This is a genomic window from Enterocloster sp. HCN-30185, assembly GCF_037890305.1.
Classification (GTDB): domain Bacteria; phylum Bacillota; class Clostridia; order Lachnospirales; family Lachnospiraceae; genus Enterocloster.
The window spans coordinates 37,346-63,207 of record NZ_JBBKBT010000007.1 but is presented as its reverse complement, the minus strand read 5'-3'; the positions used below and the strand labels follow the sequence as shown (position 1 = coordinate 63,207).

At 48.8% G+C, this 25,862-nt stretch carries 28 protein-coding genes, 1 tRNA gene and 1 pseudogene; 24 read left to right on the top strand and 6 right to left on the bottom strand.

Annotated elements, in window-relative coordinates; translation table 11 throughout:
- Positions 1 to 2 precede the first annotated feature (2 nt).
- The 7 genes and pseudogenes from WKT10_RS09360 to WKT10_RS09330 form a co-directional block, all read left to right on the top strand.
- Positions 3 to 500, top strand: a pseudogene (locus tag WKT10_RS09360) (MogA/MoaB family molybdenum cofactor biosynthesis protein); the annotation flags it as partial.
- A 55-nt stretch (positions 501 to 555) separates the two neighbouring features.
- Positions 556 to 1,446 carry a molybdate ABC transporter substrate-binding protein gene (modA, locus tag WKT10_RS09355; RefSeq protein ID WP_296038417.1) on the top strand — a complete coding sequence of 297 codons (891 nt, stop codon included), beginning with the start codon at positions 556 to 558 and terminating at the stop codon, positions 1,444 to 1,446.
- 27 nt (positions 1,447 to 1,473) lie between these two features.
- Complete coding sequence (gene modB, locus WKT10_RS09350; protein ID WP_340276848.1) at positions 1,474 to 2,151, top strand: molybdate ABC transporter permease subunit; 678 nt, start codon at positions 1,474 to 1,476, stop codon at positions 2,149 to 2,151.
- A complete protein-coding gene (locus WKT10_RS09345) occupies positions 2,141 to 3,292 on the top strand; it encodes a sulfate/molybdate ABC transporter ATP-binding protein (protein WP_340276846.1) in 1,152 nt (383 codons plus the stop codon). Before modB ends, WKT10_RS09345 begins: the two co-directional genes overlap by 11 nt.
- A 1-nt stretch (position 3,293) precedes the next feature.
- On the top strand, positions 3,294 to 4,238 hold the full coding sequence (locus WKT10_RS09340; protein WP_340276844.1) for an NTP transferase domain-containing protein: 945 nt from the start codon (positions 3,294 to 3,296) through the stop codon (positions 4,236 to 4,238).
- Positions 4,235 to 5,374 (top strand): XdhC family protein, encoded by a 1,140-nt coding sequence (locus tag WKT10_RS09335; protein WP_337433446.1) that lies wholly within the window; start codon positions 4,235 to 4,237, stop codon positions 5,372 to 5,374. Before WKT10_RS09340 ends, WKT10_RS09335 begins: the two co-directional genes overlap by 4 nt.
- Before the next feature lie 4 nt (positions 5,375 to 5,378).
- Positions 5,379 to 6,140 (top strand): 4Fe-4S binding protein, encoded by a 762-nt coding sequence (locus WKT10_RS09330; RefSeq protein WP_340276841.1) that lies wholly within the window; start codon positions 5,379 to 5,381, stop codon positions 6,138 to 6,140.
- A 12-nt stretch (positions 6,141 to 6,152) separates the two neighbouring features.
- Here WKT10_RS09330 and WKT10_RS09325 read toward each other — a convergent pair whose 3' ends face one another.
- Together WKT10_RS09325 and WKT10_RS09320 are read right to left on the bottom strand one after the other, a co-directional pair.
- Positions 6,153 to 6,740 carry a dipicolinate synthase subunit B gene (locus WKT10_RS09325; RefSeq protein ID WP_337934040.1) on the bottom strand — a complete coding sequence of 196 codons (588 nt, stop codon included), beginning with the start codon at positions 6,738 to 6,740 and terminating at the stop codon, positions 6,153 to 6,155.
- 33 nt (positions 6,741 to 6,773) lie between these two features.
- Complete coding sequence (locus WKT10_RS09320) at positions 6,774 to 7,610, bottom strand: dipicolinate synthase subunit DpsA (RefSeq protein ID WP_337433449.1); 837 nt, start codon at positions 7,608 to 7,610, stop codon at positions 6,774 to 6,776.
- 194 nt (positions 7,611 to 7,804) lie between these two features.
- Between WKT10_RS09320 and WKT10_RS09315 the strand changes: the two genes are divergently transcribed.
- Genes WKT10_RS09315 through WKT10_RS09295 form a run of 5 tightly spaced genes read left to right on the top strand, consistent with a single transcriptional unit; the run spans position 7,805 to position 11,878 of the window.
- On the top strand, positions 7,805 to 8,200 hold the full coding sequence (locus WKT10_RS09315) for a winged helix-turn-helix domain-containing protein (protein ID WP_340276837.1): 396 nt from the start codon (positions 7,805 to 7,807) through the stop codon (positions 8,198 to 8,200).
- Positions 8,193 to 9,215: a selenide, water dikinase SelD gene (gene selD / locus WKT10_RS09310; protein ID WP_340276835.1), complete on the top strand. Its 1,023-nt coding sequence runs from the start codon at positions 8,193 to 8,195 to the stop codon at positions 9,213 to 9,215. Before WKT10_RS09315 ends, selD begins: the two co-directional genes overlap by 8 nt.
- A gap of 28 nt (positions 9,216 to 9,243) precedes the next feature.
- Entirely contained in the window at positions 9,244 to 9,879 is a 636-nt protein-coding gene (gene yedF, locus WKT10_RS09305; RefSeq protein WP_337934064.1) for a sulfurtransferase-like selenium metabolism protein YedF, read from the top strand.
- A 10-nt stretch (positions 9,880 to 9,889) separates the two neighbouring features.
- Positions 9,890 to 10,714, top strand: a complete 825-nt coding sequence (yqeB, locus tag WKT10_RS09300; protein WP_340276833.1) for a selenium-dependent molybdenum cofactor biosynthesis protein YqeB — start codon at positions 9,890 to 9,892, stop codon at positions 10,712 to 10,714.
- Positions 10,715 to 10,726: 12 nt separating this feature from the next.
- Positions 10,727 to 11,878, top strand: coding sequence for an aminotransferase class V-fold PLP-dependent enzyme (locus WKT10_RS09295; protein ID WP_337433453.1), 1,152 nt, complete (start codon positions 10,727 to 10,729; stop codon positions 11,876 to 11,878).
- On the opposite strand, the gene WKT10_RS09290 is transcribed toward WKT10_RS09295, so the two are convergent.
- Entirely contained in the window at positions 11,875 to 12,171 is a 297-nt protein-coding gene (locus WKT10_RS09290; RefSeq protein ID WP_066547061.1) for a DUF2325 domain-containing protein, read from the bottom strand. The two genes, WKT10_RS09295 and WKT10_RS09290, sit on opposite strands and share 4 nt — an antisense overlap.
- A gap of 550 nt (positions 12,172 to 12,721) precedes the next feature.
- Here WKT10_RS09290 and yqeC point away from each other — a divergent pair.
- The 10 genes from yqeC to WKT10_RS09240 all read left to right on the top strand — a co-directional run bounded on the left by yqeC (position 12,722) and on the right by WKT10_RS09240 (position 20,694).
- The gene (gene yqeC / locus WKT10_RS09285) at positions 12,722 to 13,528 is read left to right on the top strand and encodes a selenium cofactor biosynthesis protein YqeC (protein WP_340276830.1); all 807 of its coding nucleotides are present in this window, start codon (positions 12,722 to 12,724) and stop codon (positions 13,526 to 13,528) included.
- 26 nt (positions 13,529 to 13,554) lie between these two features.
- Entirely contained in the window at positions 13,555 to 14,178 is a 624-nt protein-coding gene (locus tag WKT10_RS09280; RefSeq protein WP_340276828.1) for a nucleotidyltransferase family protein, read from the top strand.
- Entirely contained in the window at positions 14,162 to 15,538 is a 1,377-nt protein-coding gene (locus WKT10_RS09275; protein WP_340276822.1) for an MATE family efflux transporter, read from the top strand. The genes WKT10_RS09280 and WKT10_RS09275 overlap by 17 nt, the downstream gene beginning before the upstream one ends.
- Positions 15,522 to 17,165: a hypothetical protein gene (locus WKT10_RS09270; protein ID WP_340276821.1), complete on the top strand. Its 1,644-nt coding sequence runs from the start codon at positions 15,522 to 15,524 to the stop codon at positions 17,163 to 17,165. The genes WKT10_RS09275 and WKT10_RS09270 overlap by 17 nt, the downstream gene beginning before the upstream one ends.
- Before the next feature lie 104 nt (positions 17,166 to 17,269).
- Positions 17,270 to 17,584, top strand: a complete 315-nt coding sequence (locus tag WKT10_RS09265) for a DUF1540 domain-containing protein (RefSeq protein WP_066547079.1) — start codon at positions 17,270 to 17,272, stop codon at positions 17,582 to 17,584.
- 309 nt (positions 17,585 to 17,893) lie between these two features.
- The gene (gene infC / locus WKT10_RS09260; protein ID WP_066547082.1) at positions 17,894 to 18,388 is read left to right on the top strand and encodes a translation initiation factor IF-3; all 495 of its coding nucleotides are present in this window, start codon (positions 17,894 to 17,896) and stop codon (positions 18,386 to 18,388) included.
- 31 nt (positions 18,389 to 18,419) lie between these two features.
- Positions 18,420 to 18,617 carry a 50S ribosomal protein L35 gene (gene rpmI / locus WKT10_RS09255; protein WP_021869086.1) on the top strand — a complete coding sequence of 66 codons (198 nt, stop codon included), beginning with the start codon at positions 18,420 to 18,422 and terminating at the stop codon, positions 18,615 to 18,617.
- 29 nt (positions 18,618 to 18,646) lie between these two features.
- On the top strand, positions 18,647 to 19,003 hold the full coding sequence (gene rplT, locus WKT10_RS09250) for a 50S ribosomal protein L20 (protein WP_021869087.1): 357 nt from the start codon (positions 18,647 to 18,649) through the stop codon (positions 19,001 to 19,003).
- Between the two features lie 158 nt (positions 19,004 to 19,161).
- Positions 19,162 to 20,511 carry an MATE family efflux transporter gene (locus tag WKT10_RS09245; RefSeq protein ID WP_066547085.1) on the top strand — a complete coding sequence of 450 codons (1,350 nt, stop codon included), beginning with the start codon at positions 19,162 to 19,164 and terminating at the stop codon, positions 20,509 to 20,511.
- 94 nt (positions 20,512 to 20,605) lie between these two features.
- A tRNA-Ser gene (locus WKT10_RS09240) sits at positions 20,606 to 20,694 on the top strand.
- Between the two features lie 83 nt (positions 20,695 to 20,777).
- Here WKT10_RS09240 and WKT10_RS09235 read toward each other — a convergent pair.
- Both WKT10_RS09235 and WKT10_RS09230 read right to left on the bottom strand, forming a co-directional pair.
- Positions 20,778 to 21,665: an RsiV family protein gene (locus tag WKT10_RS09235; protein ID WP_337433458.1), complete on the bottom strand. Its 888-nt coding sequence runs from the start codon at positions 21,663 to 21,665 to the stop codon at positions 20,778 to 20,780.
- Positions 21,666 to 21,678: 13 nt separating this feature from the next.
- Positions 21,679 to 22,179, bottom strand: coding sequence for a sigma-70 family RNA polymerase sigma factor (locus WKT10_RS09230; RefSeq protein ID WP_066547090.1), 501 nt, complete (start codon positions 22,177 to 22,179; stop codon positions 21,679 to 21,681).
- 271 nt (positions 22,180 to 22,450) lie between these two features.
- Here WKT10_RS09230 and WKT10_RS09225 point away from each other — a divergent pair, with 271 nt between their 5' ends.
- Both WKT10_RS09225 and WKT10_RS09220 read left to right on the top strand, forming a co-directional pair.
- On the top strand, positions 22,451 to 24,031 hold the full coding sequence (locus WKT10_RS09225) for a glucose-6-phosphate isomerase (RefSeq protein ID WP_340276813.1): 1,581 nt from the start codon (positions 22,451 to 22,453) through the stop codon (positions 24,029 to 24,031).
- 137 nt (positions 24,032 to 24,168) lie between these two features.
- Positions 24,169 to 24,921 (top strand): peptidoglycan recognition protein family protein, encoded by a 753-nt coding sequence (locus WKT10_RS09220; protein WP_334302654.1) that lies wholly within the window; start codon positions 24,169 to 24,171, stop codon positions 24,919 to 24,921.
- A 33-nt stretch (positions 24,922 to 24,954) separates the two neighbouring features.
- Here WKT10_RS09220 and WKT10_RS09215 read toward each other — a convergent pair whose 3' ends face one another.
- Positions 24,955 to 25,764, bottom strand: a complete 810-nt coding sequence (locus tag WKT10_RS09215) for a histidinol-phosphatase HisJ family protein (RefSeq protein ID WP_066547092.1) — start codon at positions 25,762 to 25,764, stop codon at positions 24,955 to 24,957.
- Between the last annotated feature and the right edge of the window lie 98 nt (positions 25,765 to 25,862).

Sequence of the window (25,862 nt, the reverse complement as noted above, 5' to 3'; positions counted from 1 at the left end):
TTGAGGAAAAGTCATTTAAGGCAGCTGTTATTACGGTGAGTGATAAGGGAGCCAGGGGAGAGCGTGTGGATGAAAGCGGCCCTGCAGCAAAAGAGATGCTGGAGGAGGCAGGCTATGAGGTAGTGGAGACGCTGATCATTCCTGATGAGCCGGAGGAACTTAAGACAGAGCTGATTCGTCTGGCAGATGAAGTCCGGGCAGATCTGGTGGTTACAAGCGGCGGTACAGGATTTTCCATGCGGGATCAGACTCCGGAGGCGACTCTGGCAGTGGCAGACCGGTTGGCTCCCGGAATTGCCGAGGCCATCCGGTATCAGTCCATGGCAGTGACGAACCGGGCCATGCTCAGCCGTGGAGTATCAGTGATCCGCAGACAGACCGTAATCGTCAACCTTCCGGGAAGTCCGAAGGCGGTAAGGGAGAGTCTGGGTTATATTTTGGATTCTCTTGACCACGGGATTCGGATTTTAAGAGGCAGTGCCTCAGAATGTGCCAGATAAGGCCAATAGGAATGAGTAAATAACTGGAAAAAATCAGAAAGAAGAGGAGTGGAAAATGAGAAAACAGCTTTATGCAGTGGCAGCAGCAATTTTAGCAGCAGGGATGCTGGCAGGATGCTCAGGAGGAGCAAAGGAGACTGAGGAACAGACAAGTGTTCAGGCAGAGAAGGAAACAGAGACCGCGAAGATTCCGGCAGCCGCTGAGGCAGAAACAGAAGCCGCTTCAGAGAAAGAAGAGACAGAGCTTTTAGTGGCAGCTGCCGCCAGTTTAAAAAATGCCTATGAAGAGGAACTGATCCCCATGTTTGAGGCTCAGTATCCGGGTGTTATAGTAACAGGCGTCTATGACAGCTCCGGTAAGCTTCAGACCCAGATCGAAGAAGGACTGGAGGCAGATGTATTTATGTCCGCAGCCACAAAGCAGATGGATGCTTTAAATGAAAAGGGGCTGATTGCTGAGGATACGATTGCGGATCTTCTGGAAAATAAGATCGTTCTGATTGTTCCCACAGGAAATGAAGCAGGGCTTGAAGCTTTTGAAGATATTGAAAAAGCATCCTCTATCGCACTGGGCGACCCGGCCAGCGTACCGGCCGGTCAGTATGCAGAGGAAGCGCTCACAAGTCTTGGGATCTGGGATCGGATCCAGGATAAGGTAAGCTTTGGAACCAATGTAACAGAGGTTTTAAACCAGGTAGCGGCTTCCAGTGCAGACGCAGGTATCGTATATGCCACAGATGCAGCCAGCATGGCAGAGCAGGTCGATGTAATTGCTGAGGCTCCCGAGGGAAGTCTGAAAAAGAAGGTAATTTATCCTGTAGCTGTGTTAAAAGGCAGCGCGCATTCTGAAGAAGCGGCAGATTTTGTGGAGTTTTTAAAAACAGAGGAAGCCATGAAGGTATTTGAGGCTTATGGCTTCTCCAAGGGAAATGAAATCCTGCCTTAAATCTGTAAATGAAAAGGAGGACGTATTATGGACTGGTCACCGGTTCTGATATCCATGAAGACAGCCAGCCTGTCCATCTTTATCACCTTTTTTCTGGGTATTTTTGCAGCGGGGGTTGTGATCCGTCTGAAAAATGAGACGTCAAAAATCATATGTGACGGTATTCTGACTCTTCCCCTGGTGCTTCCGCCTACGGTGGCCGGCTTTTTTCTGCTCTATCTGTTTGGGGTAAAACGCCCCATTGGACAGTTTTTTATTGATTTTTTCGGAGTAAAGATTGCTTTTTCCTGGGGAGCTACGGTACTGGCGGCGGTGGTGATGTCATTTCCGCTGATGTACCGCTCTGCCAGGGGTGCATTCGAGCAGGTGGATCCGGATCTGACTGCGGCTGCAAGGACTCTGGGGATGAGTGAGTGGGAAATTTTCTGGAAGGTGCTTTTTGCCAATGCCACTCCCGGCATGTTAAGCGGCGGTGTCCTGGCCTTTGCCAGAGGTCTGGGAGAATTTGGAGCCACTTCTATGATCGCGGGTAATATTGCGGGAAAGACAAGAACCCTACCAATGGCAGTGTATTCAGAGGTGGCCGCAGGCAATATGGGGGCTGCAGACCGGTATGTGGCCGTCATTGTGGTCATTGCCTTTATCTCTATTCTGCTTATGAATCTGGGAGCCTTAAGGGCAGGAGGAAGAAAGCATGGCGCTTGAGACAGAACACAGGCTTTTGCTGGGAGTTGAAATCAAAAAGAAGCTGAAGGAATTTTCTCTGGAGCTTTCCTTCGAGGCGGAAAAAGGCTGTCTGGGTATTTTAGGACCTTCGGGCTGTGGAAAGAGCATGACTTTAAAATCCATTGCAGGCATTGTGACGCCGGATTCCGGCCGGATTGCCCTTCAATATGCTCAGGGGGAGGCAGCCGGGGGACGGGTTCTGTTTGATTCTGCCCTTAAGATCAATGAAACGCCTCAGATCCGCCGGGTAGGCTACCTGTTCCAGAATTACGCCCTGTTCCCCAATATGACGGTGGAGGAAAATATTGCCGCAGGCTTAAAGGGAAAGGGCGCAAGGGCTGCAGCGGGGGGCAGGAAGTCCCAGGTCTGCTCCCCTCAGGCCATTAAGCAGAAGGTGCAGGAGATGACGGAGCGTTTCCGGCTGATCGGACTGGAAAAGCATTATCCCGCTCAGTTGTCCGGCGGCCAGCAGCAGAGAACAGCACTGGCCCGGATTCTGGCCTATGAACCGGAAATCCTGCTTTTAGATGAACCGTTTTCAGCAATGGATACATATCTGAGGGAAAAGCTGCGTCTGGAGCTGGCAGAAGCATTAAAGGATTATGACGGCGTTTCCATTCTGGTAACTCATGACAGGGACGAGGCATACCAGCTCTGTCCGGAGATACTTTTGATGGATCAGGGAAAGGTTCTGGCCAGGGGAAAGACGAGAGATATTTTTGCCTGGCCCCAAACCTGCAAGGCTGCAAGACTTACGGGCTGCAAAAATATTTCCAGGATCAGGCGGATGGGTGAACGGCATATCTGCGCTTTGGACTGGGGCGGCTTAGAGTTGATGGCAGACCGTCTGGTGGGGGAGGAGATTACTGCAGTGGGGATCCGGGCTCATGATTTTGAGCCGCTAAGCAGACAGAAGGCAGCTGCATACGCATATGAAAACTGTATTCCTGTGGAAGAACCCCAGGTGTCTGAAATGCCCTTTGAGTGGTATATTACCCTGAAAAACGGCCTGTGGTGGAAACGAGAAAAGACGATTCATACCCACAATTCTGCCGGAGTGATCCCGGAGTATCTTCGGGTAGATCCGTCGGCTATTTTACTGTTAAAAGGAGAACTCTGATATGAAAAAAACAGGAGCAGTCATTGTGGCGGCAGGCCATAAAAACAGAGGAACGGCCTTTTTGCCCATGCTCCCGGTAGGGGACAGCACCGTGATCCGTCGGATCATTATTACGATGAGGCGGGTGGGGATTGATCCTATTGTGGTAGTGACGGGAAAACAGGGAGATGAGCTGGAGAAGCATATAAGCGATCTGGAGGTTATTTCCCTGCGCAATCCCGATTACGAAATGGAACAGATGTTCGACAGCATTTCCATGGGTCTTCGCTACATCAGAGGACTGTGTACACAGACACTGATCCTTCCTGCTAAATTTCCGCTTCTTTTGCGTGATACGCTGGAAAAAATGCTTTCAGAAGAGGGCGATATTATCCGGCCGGTTTTTGACGGAAAAAGAGGCCATCCGGTTCTTATATCGGAGCACGCAGCCGGGAAAGTGCTTGAATACACGGGAAATCGGGGCTTGCGGGGAGCACTTTTTGAAGCGGAGCAGTGCTTTGTGACAAAGGAAGTACCTGTGGAAGATCAGGGAATTATCTTTGCAGTGGAAACGGATGAAGACAGTACGGAACGGGAAATGGAAAAACAGAAGATCCAGGTGCATCCGGAGGTGCGTCTGGTCGTTCGGAGAAATGATCCCTTCTTTGGGCCGCTGCTTGCCCGTTTTCTCACCGTGGTTTGTCATACAGGTTCCATGCAGACGGCCTGCAGGCAGCTGCACATATCCTATACCAAAGGCTGGAAGCTTTTAAAGGAGGCGGAGCATCAGCTGGGCTATGGCCTCCTTGTATCCCGGTCAGGAGGAACAGAGGGGGGATTTTCCCGTCTTACAGAGAAGGGGGAAGATTTTCTAAGACGATATCTGTGCATGGAAGAAGAACTGCGCAAAGAAAGCGAACGGCTGTTTAAACGGTATTTTCCGGAAGAAAATGAGGTGTCAAAATGAGAGAGTTATTTAAAGAACTGAAAAAATGCCTTTTAAGAGGAGAGGGAGCAGCACTTGCTTCGATCATAGAGAGCGCGGGTTCCACACCCAGAGGCGCGGGTTCGCGGATGCTGGTAAAAGCAGATGGAACGGCTCTTGGAACTGTGGGCGGAGGAGCTGTGGAGTATCAGGTAACTCTGGCCTGCAGGGAAGCAGTTAAAAGTAAAGAGTCCAGTCTTCGAGAGTTTACTTTAACCCGTGGGAAAGAAGCCGATATCGGTATGGTCTGCGGGGGAGATGTGACGGTGTACATCCAGTATGTGGATCCTGAAATGCCAGGTATCCAGGAGCTTATCGATCAGGTTCTGAGTGTTCTTGATGTGGATGAGGACAGCTGGCTGATTTTTGACCTCACTGTGGAAAAATCGTGGAAAATGGGGCTTTACAGTGAAAAGACAGGTGTTTTGGGCCTTGGAAATGAAACGGCAGGAGCAGGGTGGATGAAGCATAGCTGTCCTTCGGGAGCCGCAGAAATGAAAGATGGAAGGGACGCTTCTGTATGTGAACGGGTGTTGCCGGAGACGGTATTTGGGCCTGAGTTTACAGCGCTTTTTGGTTCCCAGGCGGTCATTTCCAGAGAAAACGATCATTTTTACTATGTGGAGCCTCTGGTTCAGTCTGGTACGGCGTATGTGTTCGGCGGAGGCCATGTGGCTCAGGAGCTGGTTCCTGTATTAAAAAAAGTGGGCTTTCGCTGTGTGATCATGGATGACAGAGAGATGTTTGCCAACCGGCAGGTATTTCCCGATGCCGATCAGGTAATCGTGGGAGATATGGAGAGGATTGGCGACTATGTGTCTATCCGGCCTCAAGACTACGTATGCGTGATGACAAGAGGCCATCAGTTTGACTATTATGTGCAGAAGCAGGCTCTGGCTTTAAAGCCCTGCTATCTGGGCGTGATGGGAAGCAAAAACAAGATCCGTGTGGTGACGGAACGGCTGCTTGAAGATGGATTTTCAAATGAGGAGATCAAGGCCTGCCATATGCCGATCGGTTTGGGAATCCATGCGGAAACACCCCAGGAGATTGCAGTCAGCGTTGCGGCGGAGATGATCTCTGTGCGGGCCGAGAGACTGGGAAAGACAAGGAGGTAAAGGCATGAAGGAATGTGTATGGGCAATATATTTCAGTCCCACCGGAGGAACAAAAAAAGCGGCCTTCTATCTGGCAGAGAGCCTTGGAAAAGAGGTAAAAGAGGTGGATCTTTCTGCTCCTGATTTTAATGGCGCAGAATTTAAAAAGGATGATCTGGTGATTGTGGCTGCTCCTGCATTTGGAGGAAGGATCCCGGCACTGATGGCAGAGCGGTTAAAGTGCACCGCAGGAAAGGGCGCTGCTGCTGTTACGGCTGCCGTTTATGGAAACAGGGCCTATGAGGATGCTCTGGTGGAGTTAAATGATGCATTGGAGGAGCAGGGCTTTGAGCCTTTCGCTTCTGTGGCTGTCCTTGCGGAGCATTCCATGGTTCGGGAGGTGGCGGCAGGACGTCCGGATGCGAAGGATCATGAGGAGCTTTCCGGTTTTGGAGCACAGATCCTTAAAAAGCTTGAAGCGGCAGAAATTACAAGGCCCCAGGTGCCGGGGAACCGCCCATATAAGGAATGGAAAAAGATGCCTGCAGTACCGGTAAACGGCAGCGGCTGTACCGGGTGCGGACTCTGCGCCGGACTCTGTCCCTCTGGAGCTATTTCAAAAGAAAATCCATCAGTGACAGATCCAAAGAAATGTATCCTGTGCCTGCGCTGCATCGCTGTCTGTCCTTCCGGTGCAAAAAAGCTTCCGGAACGTGTTCAGGAGATGTTAAACCAGAAGCTTCTGCCGTTAAAGGGGATCCGGAAGGAAAATGAGCTGTTTTTGTAAAATTTGGGGTAATTAGTCCGGACCATATAAAACAGGCTGGAGCTGTTCACCCTTCAGAGCAGCTTTTATGGTTGGAATTACAAGCTCTGTTCTCGCAACCAGGGAACAGGGCTTTTTTTGCGGTGAATCCTGGGAAAATGGAACAAAATATACATGTTTGCAGGGAAAGAGAAGTCCGATATTTTTAAAATTCATTCCCATGGCATCATTGGTGGAAAGGAAGATAACCAGAGGCTTTTCATTACGCAAATGGGCTTTGGCAGCCATGAGTACGGGGGTATCCGTGATGCCGTTTGCCAGCTTGGCAAGGGTATTTCCCGTACAGGGGGCGATGAGCAGAAGATCCAGATAGCCTTTGGGGCCAATGGGTTCCGCGTCCTCAATGGTAAGAATGGGTTCCCGTCCGGCCAGACCGCTGATGGTCCGGATATATTCATCCGTGCTTCCGAAACGGGAACGGGTGGTCTGCACATGGGAGGAAAAGATGGGGTACAGCTCGGCTTCCTCCTGTATGAGAGTTTGTACGGTCTGTTTTATTTTATCAAAGGTACAGAAGGACCCGGTAACAGCCAGGCCGATCGTTTTTCCTTTCAGAGACATAAGAATTTCCCTCTATTATAAATGTAGTAGTTTTTAACGTCCCTCTCCAAGGACCTGCAGTACTGCCCGGCACAGGATCCTGGCAGAGGCTTTGGGACTGAAACGTCCCGGAAGCCCCGGACAGGCGATCCGGCAAAGTCCGGCCTGACGGCAGGCTTCCTCAGAAATACAGCCGGAGCCGGAAGCTAGTTCAAAAAGTACCGCGTCTTTACGGATCTGCTTGATAAGCAGGGGATCTGTAAGGATAGGAGCGGGAACTGTATTAAAAATAAGCTCTGCCTGAGGAAGATATTTTTCCAGTTTTTGGGGATCAAAGGTGTCAAAGCCACGCGTTTTGGCAAGTGTCTGCCGGATGGGATTTATCTCACAGACGGATGCATCTGCAAACATTCCTCTCAGGCGGTCAGCCAGCGCCTGGCCGCAGCGCCCATATCCAAGGATCAGGCAGCGGCAGCGATGGAGATTGATGGGGCACTGGCTGACTGCCAGAGAGATGGCGCCTTCTGCGGTGGCAATGGCATTTTCCAGGGAAATTTCTTCCATGTCCATAAAATCCTTCCATAGAATGTCATTATTATCGCAGAACTCTTTTACAGGATCCGGGAGATTTCCGCCAAAAAGATACTGTCCGGGCATAAGGCAGGAAAGAAGGGCAGAGAGTTCCATACCGTGTGAGGGAGGCTGGAACAGATGAACCCCGTCGCGGGTAAAGGGAACGGGGCCGAGGATCACAGAGGCCTCTTTGACTGCCGATTTCATCAGCGGGGAATCCGTTCCTGTAAAAAAAGATACGGGATATCCTTCCTTGGAAAGAATCTGTACCATCCATCGAAGACGCATATCGCCCCCGACTGCAAAAAATGTTCTCATGGCTGTTCCTGCCTTATTTCTGTCTGTAATTTATATATATGAAAGGGCTGGAAAAGCGTGAGAAAGCATGGTATACTATTACACATAGCACACAAAATACTGGCTGCGTCTTTTATGGCTGGATCCAAAAAGACAGAGACCAGTTTTTTTGTAGAAATCGTTATATACAAAAGAGTATAACGGGAGGGCAGAAGATGGAAGATAACAATAAGCTTCATTACGGTTTATCATTGCGCCTGTATTTTGAGGAAAAGGCCTTTGGTCCGGGGATGGTGGCTTTGCTGAGAGCGGTAGAGAAAACAGGATCTCTGCAGAGAGCGGCCCGCTCTATGAATATGGCCTACAGTAAGGCATGGAAAATGCTCCGGGTGGCGGAAAAGGAGTGGGGGTTTTTGCTGACAGACCGGGAGACCGGAGGAAGAGACGGAGGAGGTTCCACCCTTACGCCTCAGGCGAAGGAGCTGATGGAAGCTTATTTAAGCTTTCGAAGAGATGCAGAAGCGGAACTGGACCGTCTGTTTGAAACGTATTTTTCGGATGAATGGTTAAATCATATGAGAGAGATGGGAGAAAATGAAAAAAATGAGTGAGGAAATCGTATTTTGCAGGGGAGGAGGCTGTACGGCCAAGCTGGGGCCGGGGGTACTGGCCCGTGTGTTAAATCGGCTGCCCAAAACAAAGGATCCCAATCTGATGATCGGATATGACGGTTCCGATGATGCGGCCGTATACCGGCTTACAGATGATCTGGCCATGGTGCAGACACTTGATTTTTTTCCTCCCATGGTGGAGGATCCCTATATATTCGGCCAGATTGCGGCTGCCAATGCGCTGAGTGATATCTATGCCATGGGAGGAGAGGTAAAAACTGCATTAAATATCGTATGCTTTCCGGAAGAGATGGATCTGAATATTCTGGGAAAGATCATGCAGGGCGGCAGCGAAAAGGTACGAGAGGCAGGAGGTGTTCTGGCGGGCGGCCATTCCATTGCGGACAGCGATGTAAAATACGGCCTTTCTGTTACGGGAATTATCCATCCTGACCGTGTATTTGCCAACAGCGACTGCAAAGAGGGCGATGCCCTGATCCTCACAAAGCCTCTGGGTGTAGGGATTGTATGCACGGCAGCAAGGATGAAGGCGGCACCTCAGGCGGCGTATGACCTGGCGGTCCAGTCCATGACAACCCTTAATAAATATGCATCCGAGATTCTTAAAAAATACAGGCTCCACGGATGTACGGATGTAACAGGCTTCAGCTTTTTAGGGCACCTGTGTGAAATGGTAACGGATCAGGCCACAGCCCGCATCTATAAGGATCGCATTCCGGTTATTCCGGAGGCGCCTGCATTGGCAGAGGAATTCTATATCACAGCAGCGGCTCAGAGAAACCGCAACCATGTGCAGGATAAGATTGATTTTGGAAGCTGTGGCTTTTCCATGCAGGAAATCCTGTTTGATCCCCAGACCTCCGGCGGACTGCTTGCATCCATTGATGCTGCAGATGCCGAAGCAGCACTTAAGGAACTGGAAGAACTGGGGCTTCCCTGCGGGATCGTGGGAAGGATCGAAGCGCGGCAGGAAAAGGCCGTGATTGTAGAATAAAAGAGAAGTGAGGAGGAAACAGGCTATGATAAGACTGGATGAAAGGGGAAAGCAGTGTCCGCTGCCGGTGATTGAGGCGAAACGGGCCCTGGAGGCAGCGGCGCCGGGGGAAGCAGTAGAGGTGGTCGTGGATAATGAGATCGCAGTACAGAATTTAAAGAAGCTGGCAGATCACAAGGGGCTGTCCTTTGCATCTGAAAAAAAGAGCAGCAGAGAATATGTGGCTGTTATTACAGCTGGTGAGGGAGTAAAAGAAGGAGAAAGCGCACCGCAGGCAGATGCTTTACCGGAAAAAGAGCCTGAAGTCTGCCATCCGGACGGACGCAGGAAGGGAATGGTGGTTGTGATTTCTTCCCGTGAAATGGGGCAGGGAGATCCGGCGCTGGGAACCCTTCTGATGAAGGGATTTATTTATGCTCTTACACAGCAGGACGTACTGCCGGAAACCATTCTTCTCTATAATGGAGGCGCCTTCCTTTCCTGTGAGGGCTCGGATAATCTGGAGGATCTTAAGACGCTGGAGGCTCAGGGCGTAGAAATTCTTACCTGCGGCACCTGCTTAAACCATTATGGGATCGGGGACCGGCTGAGAGTAGGCAGCGTTACCAATATGTATGAGATTGCAGAAAGGATGACCGGGGCAGCTGTGCTGATACGGCCTTAAGGTGGGGAGCATGAATAGACAAAAGCAGCTGATCATAGTAAGAGGCGGAGGGGATATTGCCACAGGAACCATCCACCGCCTTCATCGGTGCGGTTATCCGGTGCTGGTGCTGGAAACAGGCAGTCCTTCTGCCATCCGCAGGCAGGTGGCATTTTCCGAAGCAATCTATGACAGACAGAGTGAAATTGAGGGTGTGACCTGCTTAAAGGTATCCGATTTTGCAGAGGCAAAGGCTGTCTTAGAGGCAGGAGCCATCCCCATGATGATGGATGAGACGTGTGAAATATTAAAGGAAGTCCGTCCCTGGGCTCTGGTGGATGCGATCCTGGCAAAAAAGAACCTAGGAACGAACCGGAATATGGCGGATAAGACTATTGGCCTGGGGCCAGGCTTTGCAGCCGGGGAAGATGTGGATCTGGTGATCGAGACCATGCGGGGCCACAACCTGGGAAGGATCATTTCCAGGGGAACGGCCCTTCCGAATACAGGAACTCCGGGGCTGATCGGAGGCGCGGGAAAGGAACGGGTCATCCATTCGCCGGCTATGGGGATCCTTTTTGGAAAAGTGAGGATCGGAGACCGGGTAGAAAAGGGACAGCCCGTCGCGGTCATTGTTACGGGGCAGGGAGAGGTAGTGGTAGAAGCTTCTCTTACAGGCCTGGTGCGTGGGCTGATCCGGGACGGTTATCCGGTGGCAAAGGGCTTTAAGATCGCGGATATTGATCCAAGAGAGAGCGAGTATGAAAACTGCTTTACCATTTCAGATAAAGCGAGGGCGATCGGCGGTTCTGTATTAGAAGCCCTTTTATATCTGGAACAGAAACAGGGCTTTTAAGGGAGGCGCATTATGATCTATCTTGACAGTGCGGCTACCTCCTTTTACCGTCCTCCTGTGGTGGCCCGGGCAGTGGCAGAGGCGATGAACTCCATGGGAAACTGCTCCCGGGGAACGCACAGAGAAGCTTTAACGGGAGCCAGGATCATTTTTGAGACAAGACAGCTTCTGGCAGAGCTGTTTCATGCTCCCGGATCGCAGCAGGTGGCATTTACAGCTAATTCCACAGAAAGTTTAAATATGGCGGTCAAAGGCCTGATCGATCCGGGAGACCGGGTAGTGACTACCGTGCTTGAACATAACAGCGTGCTCCGACCTCTGTATGAGATGGAAAAAAGGGGCGCTGTGCTGACCATTGTGGGCTGTGAGAAGGATTCTTCTAACGGGACTTCCAGAAAAGGAAGGCTGGATATGATAGCCATGGAGAAGGCCATTACTCCGGGCACAAAGGCTGTGGTTATGACTCATGCCTCCAATCTCACCGGAAACTGCCAGGATCTGGCTCAGGTGGGAGAATGGTGCCGCAGGGCAGGCGCTCTTTTTATTGTAGATGCCTCTCAGACCGCAGGCCTCTTTCCGATTGATATGGAGAGAGATCAGATCGATGTCCTCTGCTTTACCGGTCACAAGGGCCTGATGGGGCCTCAGGGAACTGGCGGGATCTGCCTTGGCACAGGAGTGAATATACGGCCTCTTTTATCCGGAGGCAGCGGTATTATGACCTTTGAAAAGCAGCATCCGTCACAGATGCCGACAGCGCTGGAAGCAGGTACCTTGAACGGACATGGGATTGCAGGACTGCGGGCCGCCCTTCTGTATATTAAGGAACAGGGTATGGAGCATTTGAGAAAGAGGGAACAGCAGCTTATGCGGCGTTTTTATGAGCAGGCGCTGGAAATTCCGGATATCCGTATCTATGGGGATTTTTCCCAGAAAGACAGGGCTGCTATTGTATCTTTGAATCTGGGAGAAGAGGATTCCGCTCAGGTCAGCGACTATCTTTCTGAGGAATATGACATTGCCACCCGCTCTGGAGGTCACTGTGCTCCTTTGATGCATGAGGCGCTTAAAACCGTGGAGCAGGGGGCGGTACGGTTCAGTTTTTCCCATTTTAATACAGAAGAACAGATCGACGAAGCCATTGATGCCCTGAAGCATTTTTAAATAGAAGAACAGGCAGCGGTACGCTGAGACAGAATTTCGTTTAAGGCAGATGCACTGCTTGTATGGCTCCGCACGATCTGGGTTGTGTCCGGACGGACCTCATCCAGAGCACAGCGGATCATTTTGTGGGATACCGTATTCGTAAAGAGTACGAGCAGATCCGGTGTTCCGATCTGCTTGTCCAGGCTGGCACTCATCTGGGTAAAAACCTTTGCTTTGCAGTTGTAGGTTTTGCATATTTTTTTATACTGGGTGACCATCCGGTCATGACCTCCGATGATAACAACACTCATGAAATATCCTCCCTTGCAGGTATGTATTTGGAAATATATAGGTTAGCATATACTAACTAAAAGTATCATATAACAAATCCGGCAAAATGTCCATAGAAATTTTACAGGAAAATGGTTCATTCCAAAAAGAAAACTATTTAATACAAAAAGTTTTAGATTAACTAAAAATTTTTGTCAACAATGCAGATTGCGGTTATATCCTTCTTGGGCTATAATAATTCCATCATAAGAAACAGGAGAGGAAGAAAGAAAATGGGATTTATTGCCGTAGTAATCGTATTTGCAAGCCTTGGCTATGATATGTACCGTGTGATCCGTAGTCATGGAAACAATTGAGATAGAAATGCAGAATGTCTGATGAAACATACATTTTGAAAAGGAAGCAGTCCGGTTTTTGGGGGCAGAGGGTTCTGCCTGCAGGAATCGGGCTGTTTTTATATACAGCTGTTTTTGCGTCTGTGGATGCGGCAGATGCATAGAAATTCCTTGTGCGGTCATTTGCTCCATGATAAAATAAAACAGAACAATGGGAGAAGATGGGGGACAGAACGTGGAAGCATATTATTACGGAGCATGTTTGACACAGGCCGTTCACAGTATTTTCAAGGCGCTGGAAATAGAAAAATACCGGTTATCCGGCTGTCCGTTTGTGATCTCATTCACCGGCGGAGGAGGAAAAACCTCCCTGATCCGTCGTATGGCATGGGAAGGGCGGGAACTGGGACTTAAGGTTCTTGTGATTCCTACAACCCATATGGCCCTTCCGGAGCATTTTTTTGTGCCGGAACCTTCGGTGGGGGCTTTGGAGCGGACATTAAAAGACAGTGGGATTGCGGTTGCGGGAAATCCGGAGGAACGAAAGCCCGGAGAGAAAAAGATATCCTTCTGGGGCTGGGAATTTTACCAGCAGGCCAGAGAAAAAGCGGATCTCGTCTTAGTGGAGGCCGATGGAGCAAAGAGGCTTCCGGTGAAGGTGCCGGGACCGGCAGAGCCGGTGATACCGGGAGATACAGATCTGATCCTCTGCGTGTACGGTCTTAAGGCTCTGGGACAAAAGGGAGAGAAATGCTGCTTTCGCATGGAACAGGCAAAAACGCTTTTGGGAGAGAGCTTCAGTCTGGATAAAGAGGACAGGGAATGGGCAATGGAGGAGAAATATATGGCCTGTCTGATGAAACAGGGATATTTAAGTCCGCTGAAGCAGTCATTTCCTCAGGCCAGGATCCTTCCTGTGTTCAATCAGGCAGATACAGGGGAGCTTGTTCTGGCAGGAAAGCGGATCCTGGAGCAGATCGGACATACAGAGGGTCTGATCACGGGAAACCTGTGGAAGGAACCGTCATTTGAGTTGTTTTAAACAGGATAGAAAGGTGACTTTATACAATGAAACTTTCGATGATTTACATGGCTTCCGGCTTTGGAAAGCGATTTGGTTCCAATAAGCTTCTGGCATCCTTTGAGGGACGTCCTCTTTATACATACGGATTGTCTGCTCTGGAAAAAGGGGCGCAGATTCTGGAAAAAAAATCGGGGATAAGCTGTGAGATAATTACGGTAAGTCAATATCCCCAGATCCTGGAAAGTGCCCGCTGCCTGATCTCCGGAGGAAAGGTGCTGGAAAATCCGTTCAGTGAAGAGGGGATAACGGCGTCGATCCGCCTTGGGGTAGCCGCCGCCTGGGAAGATACGGATGCATTCCTTTTTTTTGTGGCAGATCAGCCCTATACGGAAGGAGAAATGATCGCTTCTTTTGCGGAGGGCTATTTTAAAAGCGGAAAAAAGCTCGGCTGTACGGCATTTAAGGGACGCAGGGGAAGTCCTACTGCGTTTGGAGTCTGTTACCGCTCTGAGCTTTTGGCTATTTCAGGAGATAAGGGTGGCCGTCAGGTTATGAAGAACCATCCGGAGGAACTCTGGATCATGGAAACAGAGGAAAAACAGCTGTGGGATGTGGATCTGCCGGAGGATTTGAAGAGGGGGAAAAAAGAGTATGGCACAGGAGCATGATTTTTCAAAGGGCAGTATCATTTCAAATATTTTAAAGCTGGCTCTTCCTATGACGCTGGCCCAGCTGATCAATGTACTCTATAATATCATAGACCGGATCTATATCGGCCAGCTTCCTGAGGATGCTACGCTGTCTCTCACAGGTCTTGGGCTGTGTCTTCCTATTATTTCCATCGTAATAGCCTTTGCAAATCTCTTTGGAATGGGAGGTGCACCCTTATGCTCCATTGAGCGGGGAAGAGGAAATAAGGAAGAGGCAGAGGCCATTATGGGAAATTCCTTTGTAATGATGGTACTGGTGGGGCTGCTCCTTACCACTGTGGGCCTTCTGTTTAAGCGGCCGCTTTTATATCTGTTTGGGGCCAGCGACGATACCATTGGCTATGCGGATGACTATGTGACGATTTATCTTCTGGGAAATATATTTGTGATGGTCGGACTGGGTATGAACAGCTTTATCAATTCTCAGGGCTTTGGAACCATTGGCATGATGACGGTTCTTTTGGGAGCAGCCGCCAATATTTTACTGGATCCTGTATTTATATTTGGATTTCATATGGGGGTTCAGGGAGCGGCTCTGGCTACCATTCTTTCCCAGTTTCTTTCAGCTGTCTGGATCCTCCGGTTCCTCACCGGGCCCAAGGCCACTCTACGGCTGCGCCGTTCATCCATGCGGCTGGAACGGGAACGGATTTTCCGTATCATGGGTCTGGGAATGAGCGGGTTTACCATGGCGATCACCAACAGTTCGGTGCAGATCATGTACAACACCATGCTGCAGAGGGCCGGAGGTGATCTTTATGTGGGGATTATGACCGTCATCAATTCTGTCCGTGAGGTAATTTCCATGCCGGCTCAGGGCGTGACCAACAGCGCTCAGCCGATCATGGGGTATAATTATGGGGCAAAGGAGTATGGACGGGTAAAAAAGGCCATTGTATTTATGTCTTCTGTTTCTGTTTTATATACATTGGCTGCCTGGGGGCTGATCCATGGTTTTTCTGGATTTTTTATCCGGATGTTTAACCGCAGCGGAGAACTGGTGGAGGCGGGAATACCGGCTATGCGGATTTACTTTTTCGGCTTTTTTATGATGTCCCTGCAGTTTGCAGGCCAGTCCGTATTTGTAGGTCTGGGAAAATCCAGATATGCCGTATTCTTTTCCATTTTCAGGAAAGTGATAATCGTAATCCCGCTGATATTGATCTTGCCGACAATTTTTCATCTGGGCACAGACGGTATCCTTATGGCAGAACCCATATCTAATTTTATCGGCGGAACGGCCTGTTTCGGGACCATGCTGTGTACGGTATGGCGCGAACTGGGAAAGAAGGAGAAATCAAATGCACAGGAAACATAAGAGCAGGACATGGGTGGCAGCAGTCCTGTTTGTGGGGGCTGCTATTCTTTTTACATGCGGATTTGGCAGAATGTCGGAGTATTCTTCTGGAGAAAGGGGTCATCTGCGTTCGGCAACCTATTATTCCGATGACTGGGTGATCAATTTCTGGAACAGCGAAAGTGTCCATATGGAGGAGGAACTGGCACGTATTGCGGCAGACGGCTTTAACAGTATTATCCTGGCAGTTCCGTGGAGGGAATTTCAGGTGGAAACAGCTCCGGTCATGTATGAGGAGTATGCCTGGAAGAAGCTGGGGCATGTTATGGAAGCAGCCGGAAAACAGGGATTGGGAGTGATCCTCAGAGTGGGTTATACCTGGGATTATGCGTCACCGGAGTCTGCTTTGTCACGGTATGAGGGACTTTTATATGATCCGCAGCTAAAAGCCGCATGGATTTCCTATGCAGAACGTCTGTATAAACAGGTTTCTGCTTATGAAAACTTCTGCGGCGGCTTTCTCACCTGGGAAGATTTCTGGAATTTCACGGAAAATGCAGCCGGATATGGAAATGGGATTGCCGGACGCAGAATGGCAAAGCTGTGCGGATATACGGATTACCTGAAGGAAAAATATACGCTGGAGCAGCTAAAGGAATATTATGGAACTTCCTTTGAAAATTATGAGGAAATATGGCTTCCGGAGAAGGACTCTTATGCAAGAAAGCTTTTTTATGAATTTTATGATGCGTTTCTTGCAGAGCTTTTGACGGAAACTCAGAAGGTATTTCCAGATCTTTCCATGGAAGTTCGGCTGGACGCAGATCCGGTAAAAAAAGCGGACAAAACGCTGGAAGGTGTTTCTCATCAGAGTACCTTTGGCTGTGGAAATGCATCCTGCACCAGTATTATGTACAGTGTCCCTATGGGGTTTCCTAATGAAGGCGAGTGGGTGACAGCCGATCAGGCATTAAACATGGCGCCTGTATTTTTTGACCAGGTCAGCCGGTATAATGGAAATAAACCGGTGTATGTGGACCAGTTCCTTTTTACGGACAATACTCCTGGTTTTGAAAGGAATGCCCGTTTAAAGCCGGAGGAGAAAAACGCCTATCTGGCCGGAATGGGTGAGCTGTTTCGCACCATGACCATAGGATACGGCGTGTGGACTTACAGGGATTACGGAGATAACAAGCTTTATAACCCCCAGTTTGCCCTGGGACTGAGAGGCTGGAAGGTAACCGGAGAAAGCTATATCGAAGAGGGGAAGAATGGAAAAGAAGCGGTTCTTCCTTCAGGAAGCAGCATTTCCCAGGAGATGCGGGGCAGAGTCACCGGCAGAACTGGCCCGGATGTCCATGTGCGTTTTTCTCTGGAAGGAACAGCCGGGAGTATGGTAAGCGTCCGGGTGGGGAAGCGGACTAAGACCCTTCAGGCAGGAGAAAGAACGGATGCAGAACTGGTATTTGAGAATGCATTGGCAGAAGAACTGACCATTTCCTGCACCGGAGGAGGCAGCGTACGGATTGACGATCTGAATCTGTATACGTTTGTGACAGAGGGTGATATATACCGCATGGATGGCTCCGAGGGGGAATGTACGGATGGGATCCGGCAGCTGAACCAGGCTCTGGGGGCAGAGGATTAAGGTATTTTTGCATGAGAAAAGCCACCAGAGCGCATACTAAATCCTGTCATGACGCCTGAAACCTTACGTTTTGGGAAAATTTATGTGACAGGAGGAAATCAAATATGACAAAATTGGAATGTTCAGTGGAAAACTGTGTGCACAATGCAGATCAGTGCTGCTGCAGAGGCTCGATCCTGGTAGACGGACACGGAGCCAGGGATGCAGAGGGTACCTGTTGTGCCAGCTTTGAGGAAAATAAGGGCGGGTCTTTTAAAAATCTCTTTAAAACCCCGGAAACCCGTCTGGAGGTAGACTGTGATGCCGTAAACTGCGTCTACAATGAGGACTGCTGCTGTACGGCGTCCGGAATCTGTATCTGCGGAAACGGAGCCTGCGACTGTGAAAATACAAGATGCGCCACTTATAAGGCAAAATAGGAAACTTAAAAAAATAGTTGACATTCCCGGAATCATATGGTATCATTTTAGAAGTTGTGAAAACAACGCACAGGAAAGCAGGTTATCCGCCTCACCTTGGCACGAGTCAGTGACCCGGGTTTATATCAGAAGCTGTATAAAAGGTTTTTTATATAAAGAATCTTTTTCGGTTTAAAACCAGAGCAGCAGACGAGTATGATTTTTTAGCGGATGGCATAAGCTGTCCGCTTTTTACATTTACCAAGCAGAGGCAAAGGCTCTTCATTCAAACAAACATGACTATGGAGGTGTACGACTATTAGCGAGTTAATGATCAACGAACAAATCAGAGACAGAGAGATCCGTCTGATCGGTGAGAACGGCGAACAGTTAGGTATTATGTCTGCAAGAGACGCCTACAAGATGGCGCAGGAGGCAGAGCTGGATCTTGTGAAGATCGCTCCTACTGCAAAGCCGCCGGTATGCAAGATCATCGATTATGGAAAGTACCGTTACGAATTGGCCCGTAAGGAAAAGGAAGCCAGAAAGAAACAGAAAGTGATTGACGTCAAAGAAGTTCGTTTGTCCCCGAACATTGATACTAATGACTTAAACACCAAGGTGGGAGCTGCCAGAAAGTTCCTGGAAAAGGGGGATAAGGTAAAGGTAACTCTTCGTTTCCGTGGCCGTGAGATGGCCCATATGTCCAAGTCAAAGTACATTCTGGACGATTTCGCTGAGAGTCTGGCTGACATCGCAGTTGTTGATAAGCCCTCAAAGGTGGAAGGAAGAAGCATGGTTATGTTTTTAACTGCAAAACGTTAAAAATAGAAAGTTTTCAAGGAGGAAATTTACAATGCCAAAGTTAAAAACCAGCAGAGCAGCAGCAAAGCGCTTTAAAAAGACAGGAACCGGTAAGTTAGTCCGCAATAAAGCTTACAAGTCTCATATCTTAACTAAGAAGTCTACAAAGAGAAAGAGAAATCTTAGAAAAGATATCGTTACCGATGCTACTAACGTAAAGGCAATGAAGAAGATTTTACCATATCTGTAAGTTTTAGATTAAATTAGGAGGAATTACCGATGGCAAGAATTAAAGGCGGCTTAAACGCAAAAAAGAAGCACAATAGAATCCTGAAGATGGCTAAGGGCTACAGAGGAGCCCGTTCCAAGCAGTACAGAGTAGCTAAGCAGTCCGTAATGCGCGCACTGACCAGCTCCTACGCAGGCAGAAAAGAGAGAAAGAGACAGTTCAGACAGCTGTGGATCGCACGTATCAACGCTGCAGCACGTATCAACGGCCTGTCCTACAGCAAGTTCATGTACGGCTTAAAGCTGGCTGAGGTTGATTTAAACCGCAAGGTTCTGTCCGATATGGCGATTAACGATGCAGAAGGCTTCGCAAAGCTGGCTGAGCTGGCAAAGTCCAAGCTTGCTTAATTAAAATATATTGATAAGAGCTCCTGTTCTATGGCTGATGATACAGATTCAGCCGTGGGGCAGGTTTTTTTGTGTAAAAAAATGGATAAAGCAACATGGACAAGGCTGTTTTGCAGAGTTATAATTGTATAAAAATACACACAAAGGAAACGAAAGTTATGGCACAGAATGTAAAAGACAGTACAGACATGATCCACGGAAGCATCGCCAGATCCATCCTGCTGTTTTCCATTCCTCTTCTGGTTGGAAATTTCTTCCAGCAGCTCTACAATACAGTAGACGCCTATGTGGTGGGAAATTATGTGAATACCAGTGCGCTGGCGGCGGTCGGAGCATCTACGCCGATCGTAAATATGCTGGTAGGTTTCTTTACGGGTCTGGCAGCCGGTGCGGGGGTGGTGATATCCCAGTATTTTGGCGGAGGCCGGACGGAGCAGATGCGCCGGGCCATCCACAGTTCCCTGGCTCTTACGGCAATCCTGAGCGTTTTGTTTACAGCACTGGGCTTAAGCTTTACAAAGCCTTTGCTCCACGCCATCGGCGTACCGGAGGATGTAATGCCTAACTCTGCCCTGTATTTATCCATCTATTTCTGGGGAATGACATTTTCGCTCTTTTATAACATGGGCTCCGGTATTCTGCGTGCGATCGGTGATTCTAAAAACCCTTTGTTTTACCTCATTGCAGCCAGTCTGGTAAATATTGTCCTGGATTTTTTATTTGTCTGCGGGTTTGGAATGGGAGTAGAGGGAGCGGCGATTGCCACCATTATTGCGCAGGCGGTCAGCGCGGCGCTGGTGATGGGAAAGCTTCTTATGACCCGTGAGATTTACCGTGTGCGGCTTGGAGAAATCTGTTTTGACAGGAAAATGATCCGGCGTATTGTGGATATTGGCCTTCCGGCAGCGATCCAGCAGAGCATCACCTCATTTTCCAATGTGATCGTTCAGTCCTATATCAATTATTTCGGTACGGCAGCCATGGCCGGGTATTCTGCTACACTGCGGGTAGACGGTTTTTTGCAGCTGCCCCTTCAGAGCTTTAATATGACGATCACTACCTTTGTGGGGCAGAATATCGGAGCAAAGGAATATAAAAGGGTAAAGAAGGGGATTTTTACTTCCTGGCTTATGTGCTCCGGTATTATTTTAGTGGGTTCTGTCATCATGTTCCTGAAGGCGCCGTCCATCATCGGTATTTTTACAGAGGATGCGGCTGTGATCAGCGTGGGAAGCAGTATGATCCGTATTTTTGGAAGCGCTTATCTGTTCCTGCCCATCATCCAGATTTTAAATGGCGCCCTGCGCGGCGCAGGACGCTCCAAGGTTCCCATGTATTTCATGTTAGGCTGTTTTGTGCTTCTGCGTCAGATTTATCTGATGATCGCCGTTCCTATGACAAAAAATGTTTCCGTTGTTTTTGCAGGATGGCCTGTGACCTGGGTGGTCTGCGCCATCGGAATGCTGGTTTATTATTTTAAGGTGGACTGGCTGCCAAAGGAGGAGTAAATCTGGAGATTGAAAAAAATCGAAAATCCCACTACCCAAATCCTGCATTTTAGTGTATAATAAAACACGGCTTGAAATTAAAGCCGTGTTTTTTGGAGGAATACCCAAGTGGCTGAAGGGTCTGGCTTCGAACACCAGTAGGTCGGCAGTACCGGCGCAAGGGTTCAAATCCCTTTTCCTCCGTTTTTGCAAAATACCGCTTCCTGCAGACTCGTGCTGTATCCTGCAGGAAGCGGTATTTATTTATGCATAAATGGGCTTTGCAATCAGAAGGTTCCGGCTACAGAGGAAGGGATTGTAAACTCCACAGCGCCCATATATCCGGGAGCAACCTCATATTCGTCAAAGGCAATGACCAGAAGGCCTTCTTCATTAAAGTAGAAGCTCTCATCGCCGGTAAGCTCCTTAAAGTCATCCTCCGGCATGTCGCTGTTGTAAAAATAGCTTACAGAATCGTCGGCTGCCATCTGGGAAGCCATCTGTTCTTTAATATTGGCTGTGATGGAGGAGAGCATTTCCGGCCGGTCCTTAAAAAGTTCTTTCAGGGAAAGCTGTTTCCCGGTGGTTTTATCAATGGTAAAGATCTTTGTGGACTGCGCTCCGCTTGCCATGACAATGGTGGTGTCGATGCGCAGGCACAGATAGCGGTCATTATCCGTTACAACTTTATAGGAGGAGTCCAGAGAATAGCTGCCTTCTCCCTGAGACTGGGACAGTTCGCCTTCATAGGCGGCGATGAGCTCCTGTGCATATTCCTCAATGGATTTATTCAGAGTTTCGGGTGCAGCTTCAATCTGCGGGATCTGGATGTTGGCCTCAAAGTTGTTTGTCTTATTTTCGTAGGTACGAAAGGTTACAACCTTTGCGATCGGGCCGATAACAGGGATCTGTTCCATGGCATTGGCGATGGTCGGATGCAGATTGGTAAGAAGAGTAATGGCAACCATAGCGGCTGCTGCGGTCATGCCTGTACGTTTCATTAATTTCATAAAAATGACTCCTTTCATTTGAGCTTTGTCTGTTTCTTTTTTTCCCTGCGCGATTCCGGCAAGAATCCGGTCTCTGGCTTCCAGGGGAACGGGAAGTGACTCATATTCCTGTCTGAGCTGTTCTAACTGTCTGTATCCGGAAAGTTTAAGGTCTTTCTGCTCCATAAAGATTCTCCTTTCATTTTGCGTAAGATTTCTTCGGTTCTTCAGGTTCCATGGTAATTCTCAGTTTTTTTAAGGCTCGGTAAAGACGGGCTTTTACAGTATTTAAATTTTCATCTACAACTCTGGAAATATCTTCCAGTTTCATATCTTCAAAGTACCGCAGCATGACAATGGTTCTGCTTTTTTCATCCAGATGCTTTAGGGCGGTCTTAAGATCCAGCTCCTGATATTTGTCCTCCCATGGGATTTCTGGCATTTCCTCTGCGGGGATTTCCTTTTTATTTTTTCTCAGAAGATCCAGAGAGGTATTTATAACGATCCGATAGATCCATGTGGATAAAAAGTCTGTATTTTTTACCTGGCCGCAGTCCCGGATGGCTTTGCAGGCGCTTTCCTGAACGACATCCAGAGCATCCTCCCGATTCTGTACATAACTGTAGGCCAGACGGTAAAAGCGCTCATATCCATCGATCAGTATCTGCTCGGTCTGTTTTGTGATGGGGTTGGTATCCACGTTAAACTTCTCCTTTCTTGGTTTCTGTCTGTTAGACGGCGGGAATGGTGAAAAAGTTGCATTCAGTAACAATGAATTTATTGCATGGCTGCTTTTATTGTATACGTTAAGGAGCGAAAGAATCAACGCCCGTACAGGAAATTTTCTGATTCGCCCTGTATTGAATTTTTATAAGGGAAAGGGTATAATTAACATAACTGATATATTTAAGCAGTAAGAGTGTATCAGATAAAATGCTGCATTTGAAAAAAAGGGTAAGGAGAATGAGAAAATGATCGAGTGGAAGAATTTTGACAATCTTGAGTCCTACGGGGAGCTTGCCAAAGCAGAGCGTGTTAAGCTTGCAGAAGTAATGTCCGGAGAGAGCGGTGCAGAGCGTGTAAAAGCATACAGCGTTCCCATGGCAGCAGGCATGGTCTATAACTATGCGGCAAAGCAGGTGGATGAAAATGTGCTTGCAGTATTAAAAAAGCTGGCAAAAGAAGCGCAGCTGTCAGAAAAATACAAAGCCCTGTACAATGGGGAGATGATCAATACAGGAGAGAAGCGCCTGGTGCTTCACCAGCTCACACGCGGACAGCTTGGAGATAAGGTTGTGGCAGACGGCACAGACAAGCGGGCTTTCTATGTAGAGCAGCAGGAGAGAATCGCTGAATTTGCAAAGAAGGTACACAGCGGCGAGATCACCAATGCAGCAGGTGAGAAGTTTACAACGGTTGTACAGATTGGAATCGGCGGAAGCGATTTAGGCCCCCGCGCAATGTATCTGGCACTGGAGAACTGGGCAAAGAAACATAATACATTTAAAATGGAAGCAAAGTTCATCAGCAATGTAGATCCGGATGATGCGGCTGCAGTGCTTGGTTCGATTGATGTTGCTCATTCTATGTTTGTGCTGGTTTCCAAGTCGGGTACTACGTTGGAAACTCTGACAAATGAGTCCTTTGTAAAGGATGCTTTAAAGAAGGCAGGTCTGGATGCCTCCAAACATATGGTTGCAGTAACAAGCGAGACCTCACCTCTGGCAAAGAGTGATGATTACTTGGCAGCCTTCTTTATGGATGATTATATCGGAGGCCGTTTCTCATCTACTTCCGCAGTAGGCGGGGCAGTCCTGTCACTGGCATTCGGACCGGAGGTGTTCGCTCAGTTCTTAGAGGGTGCGGCAGAGGAAGATAAGCTGGCAGCAAAGGAAGACCTGCTCCAGAATCCGGATATGCTGGATGCGCTGATCGGCGTATATGAGAGAAATATGTTAGGCTATCCGGCAACAGCCGTTCTGCCTTATTCACAGGCATTAAGCCGCTTCCCTGCGCATCTGCAGCAGGCAGACATGGAGTCTAACGGAAAGTCCGTGAACCGGTTTGGTGAGCCTGTAAACTATGTCACAGGCCCGGTCCTCTTCGGCGAGCCCGGAACAAACGGACAGCATTCCTTCTACCAGCTGCTCCATCAGGGAACCGATATTGTGCCGATCCAGTTTGTGGGATTTAAGAATAGCCAGATCGGAACAGACGTTGTGATCGAGGACAGCACGAGCCAGCAGAAGCTCTGTGCCAATGTGGCTGCTCAGATCGTTGCATTTGCCTGCGGCAAAGATGATGAGAATCTGAATAAGAAGTTTGAGGGCGGACGTCCCTCCAGCATTATCATTGGAGAGCAGTTAAATCCCAAGGCACTTGGAGCACTCCTTGCACATTTTGAAAATAAGATCATGTTCCAGGGCTTTGTATGGAATGTAAACAGCTTCGATCAGGAAGGCGTACAGCTGGGCAAGGTACTTGCAAAGCGCGTACTGGCCCATGAAACAGACGGAGCGCTTCAGGTTTACAGCGAGCTTTTGAACATCTGATCAAACAGAAGAAAAAATATACTTGCGAAGAGAAAAACCGTCCGTTATACTGATAGTATCAGTGAGGGCGCAGGTCTGGTTTGGGGATTCCATTCCTGTCTTTCACGGAAAGACGGGTTACAGATATGAAGGATATCATGGATGAAGATAAGAGACTGGAAGAAGAGCTCAAGGAGCTGCGCCAGGTTCCCATAGACGAAAATGACAGAAAAAAGAAAAAGAGCCGCAGAAGCCGCAAAAAAACGGCAAAACGCAGGGGATTTCCCTTTGCAGCCGTATTTATGGCTCTTGTGGTAGGCGTTCTGGCAGGACTGGGCGGCGGTTACTACGTATGGGGCTGGGAACGGCCCTATACGGTAGATCTTAAGGCAGTAGAGGTTCCGGATTGGGTAAAGCAGGAGTTTATCCGGAAAAATATTTTTTCAAGGCCGGATGTGAGCCGCAGGAAGATCAACAATATTGTGCTTCATTATGTGGCAAATCCCGGTTCCAGTGCAGAGGGCAACCGAAATTATTTTGACAGCCTGGCGGATCAGGACAGCCAGAAAGGTGGCACCTCTACCAGCAGCCATTTTATTGTGGGCCTGGAAGGAGAGGTGATCCAGTGTATCCCGATCAATGAGATTGCCTACGCAAATGCTCCCAGAAACGAGGATACTCTTTCCATTGAGGTCTGTCACCCGGACGATACGGGAAAATACAGCGATGCTACATATGAGTCTGTCGTGAGGCTTACAGCCTGGCTGTGTACCCAGTTAAAGCTTAAAAGCAGCGATGTGGTGCGCCATTATGATATCAACGGTAAGCTGTGTCCGAAATATTATGTGGAGCATGAGGAAGAGTGGAAGCAGCTGAGAAAGGACATTGATGCGGCCATGAAGGAGCTGTGATCTGCGATACTGCATAAAAAAGCGGGGAGATCCCTACAGGGGGATCATCTCCGCTTTTCGATTATGGTAAATCGTATAGTAATGAAAGCCGCACTGCTTTAAAAGCTCCTTTGCGCGGGTAAATCCATATCCCAGATGCTCCGGAGCATGGGCGTCAGAGCCGATGGTGATGTGTTCGCCGCCCATCCTGCGGTATTGCTTTAAAATCTCTGTATCGGGGTTTTGATGACTCAGCCTGCTGCGGAAGCCGCCCGTATTGCATTCCAGAGCCTTTCCATTTTCAGCCAAAACCCTCAAAATAGAATCAATCTGCTCTTTAAAGGCAAAATAGCTGTAGACAGAAGCACTGTCCGGAGCATAGCGTGCGGCATAGTCCAGATGGCCCCAGGAGTCAAAGAATGGATGAAAGGCTCTGGCGCGCTTAAAGGAAAGGGTGAAAAACTCCTCAAGTCCCTGCCTGGAACCGCAGGCTTCCCAAAAGGAGGGATAAAAGGGATCATGGGAGCGGATAAAATGGCTGGAACCGATGATAAAATCAAATTCAGAGCCAAAATCCTTATGAAATTTTTCCAGGTACCTGCAGATGTGAAGCTGCAGCCCCAGTTCGATGCCGATATTGATGCGGATTTTATCCCGGTATTCTTCTTTAAGAGTGTTCAGGGCGGACAGATACGAGGGAAGATCCAGCTCAAAGTTATCCTCACAGAAGGATGAGTCGCGGTCATGATGGTCCGTAATGGTTATTTCCTTCATTCTCATAGAAACGGCCCGTTCAATCTGAACACGGGCGGGTGTATTTGAATCGCCGGAAAAAGCGGTATGCAGATGACAGTCGCAGATCATGCAGGCTCCTCCTTTCAGGCCGGATGCCAAAGGCGCGGCGTTTGATGATAAATATTATACCTGCGGCAGATAAAAAGTTCAAGGCTGACAAACAAATT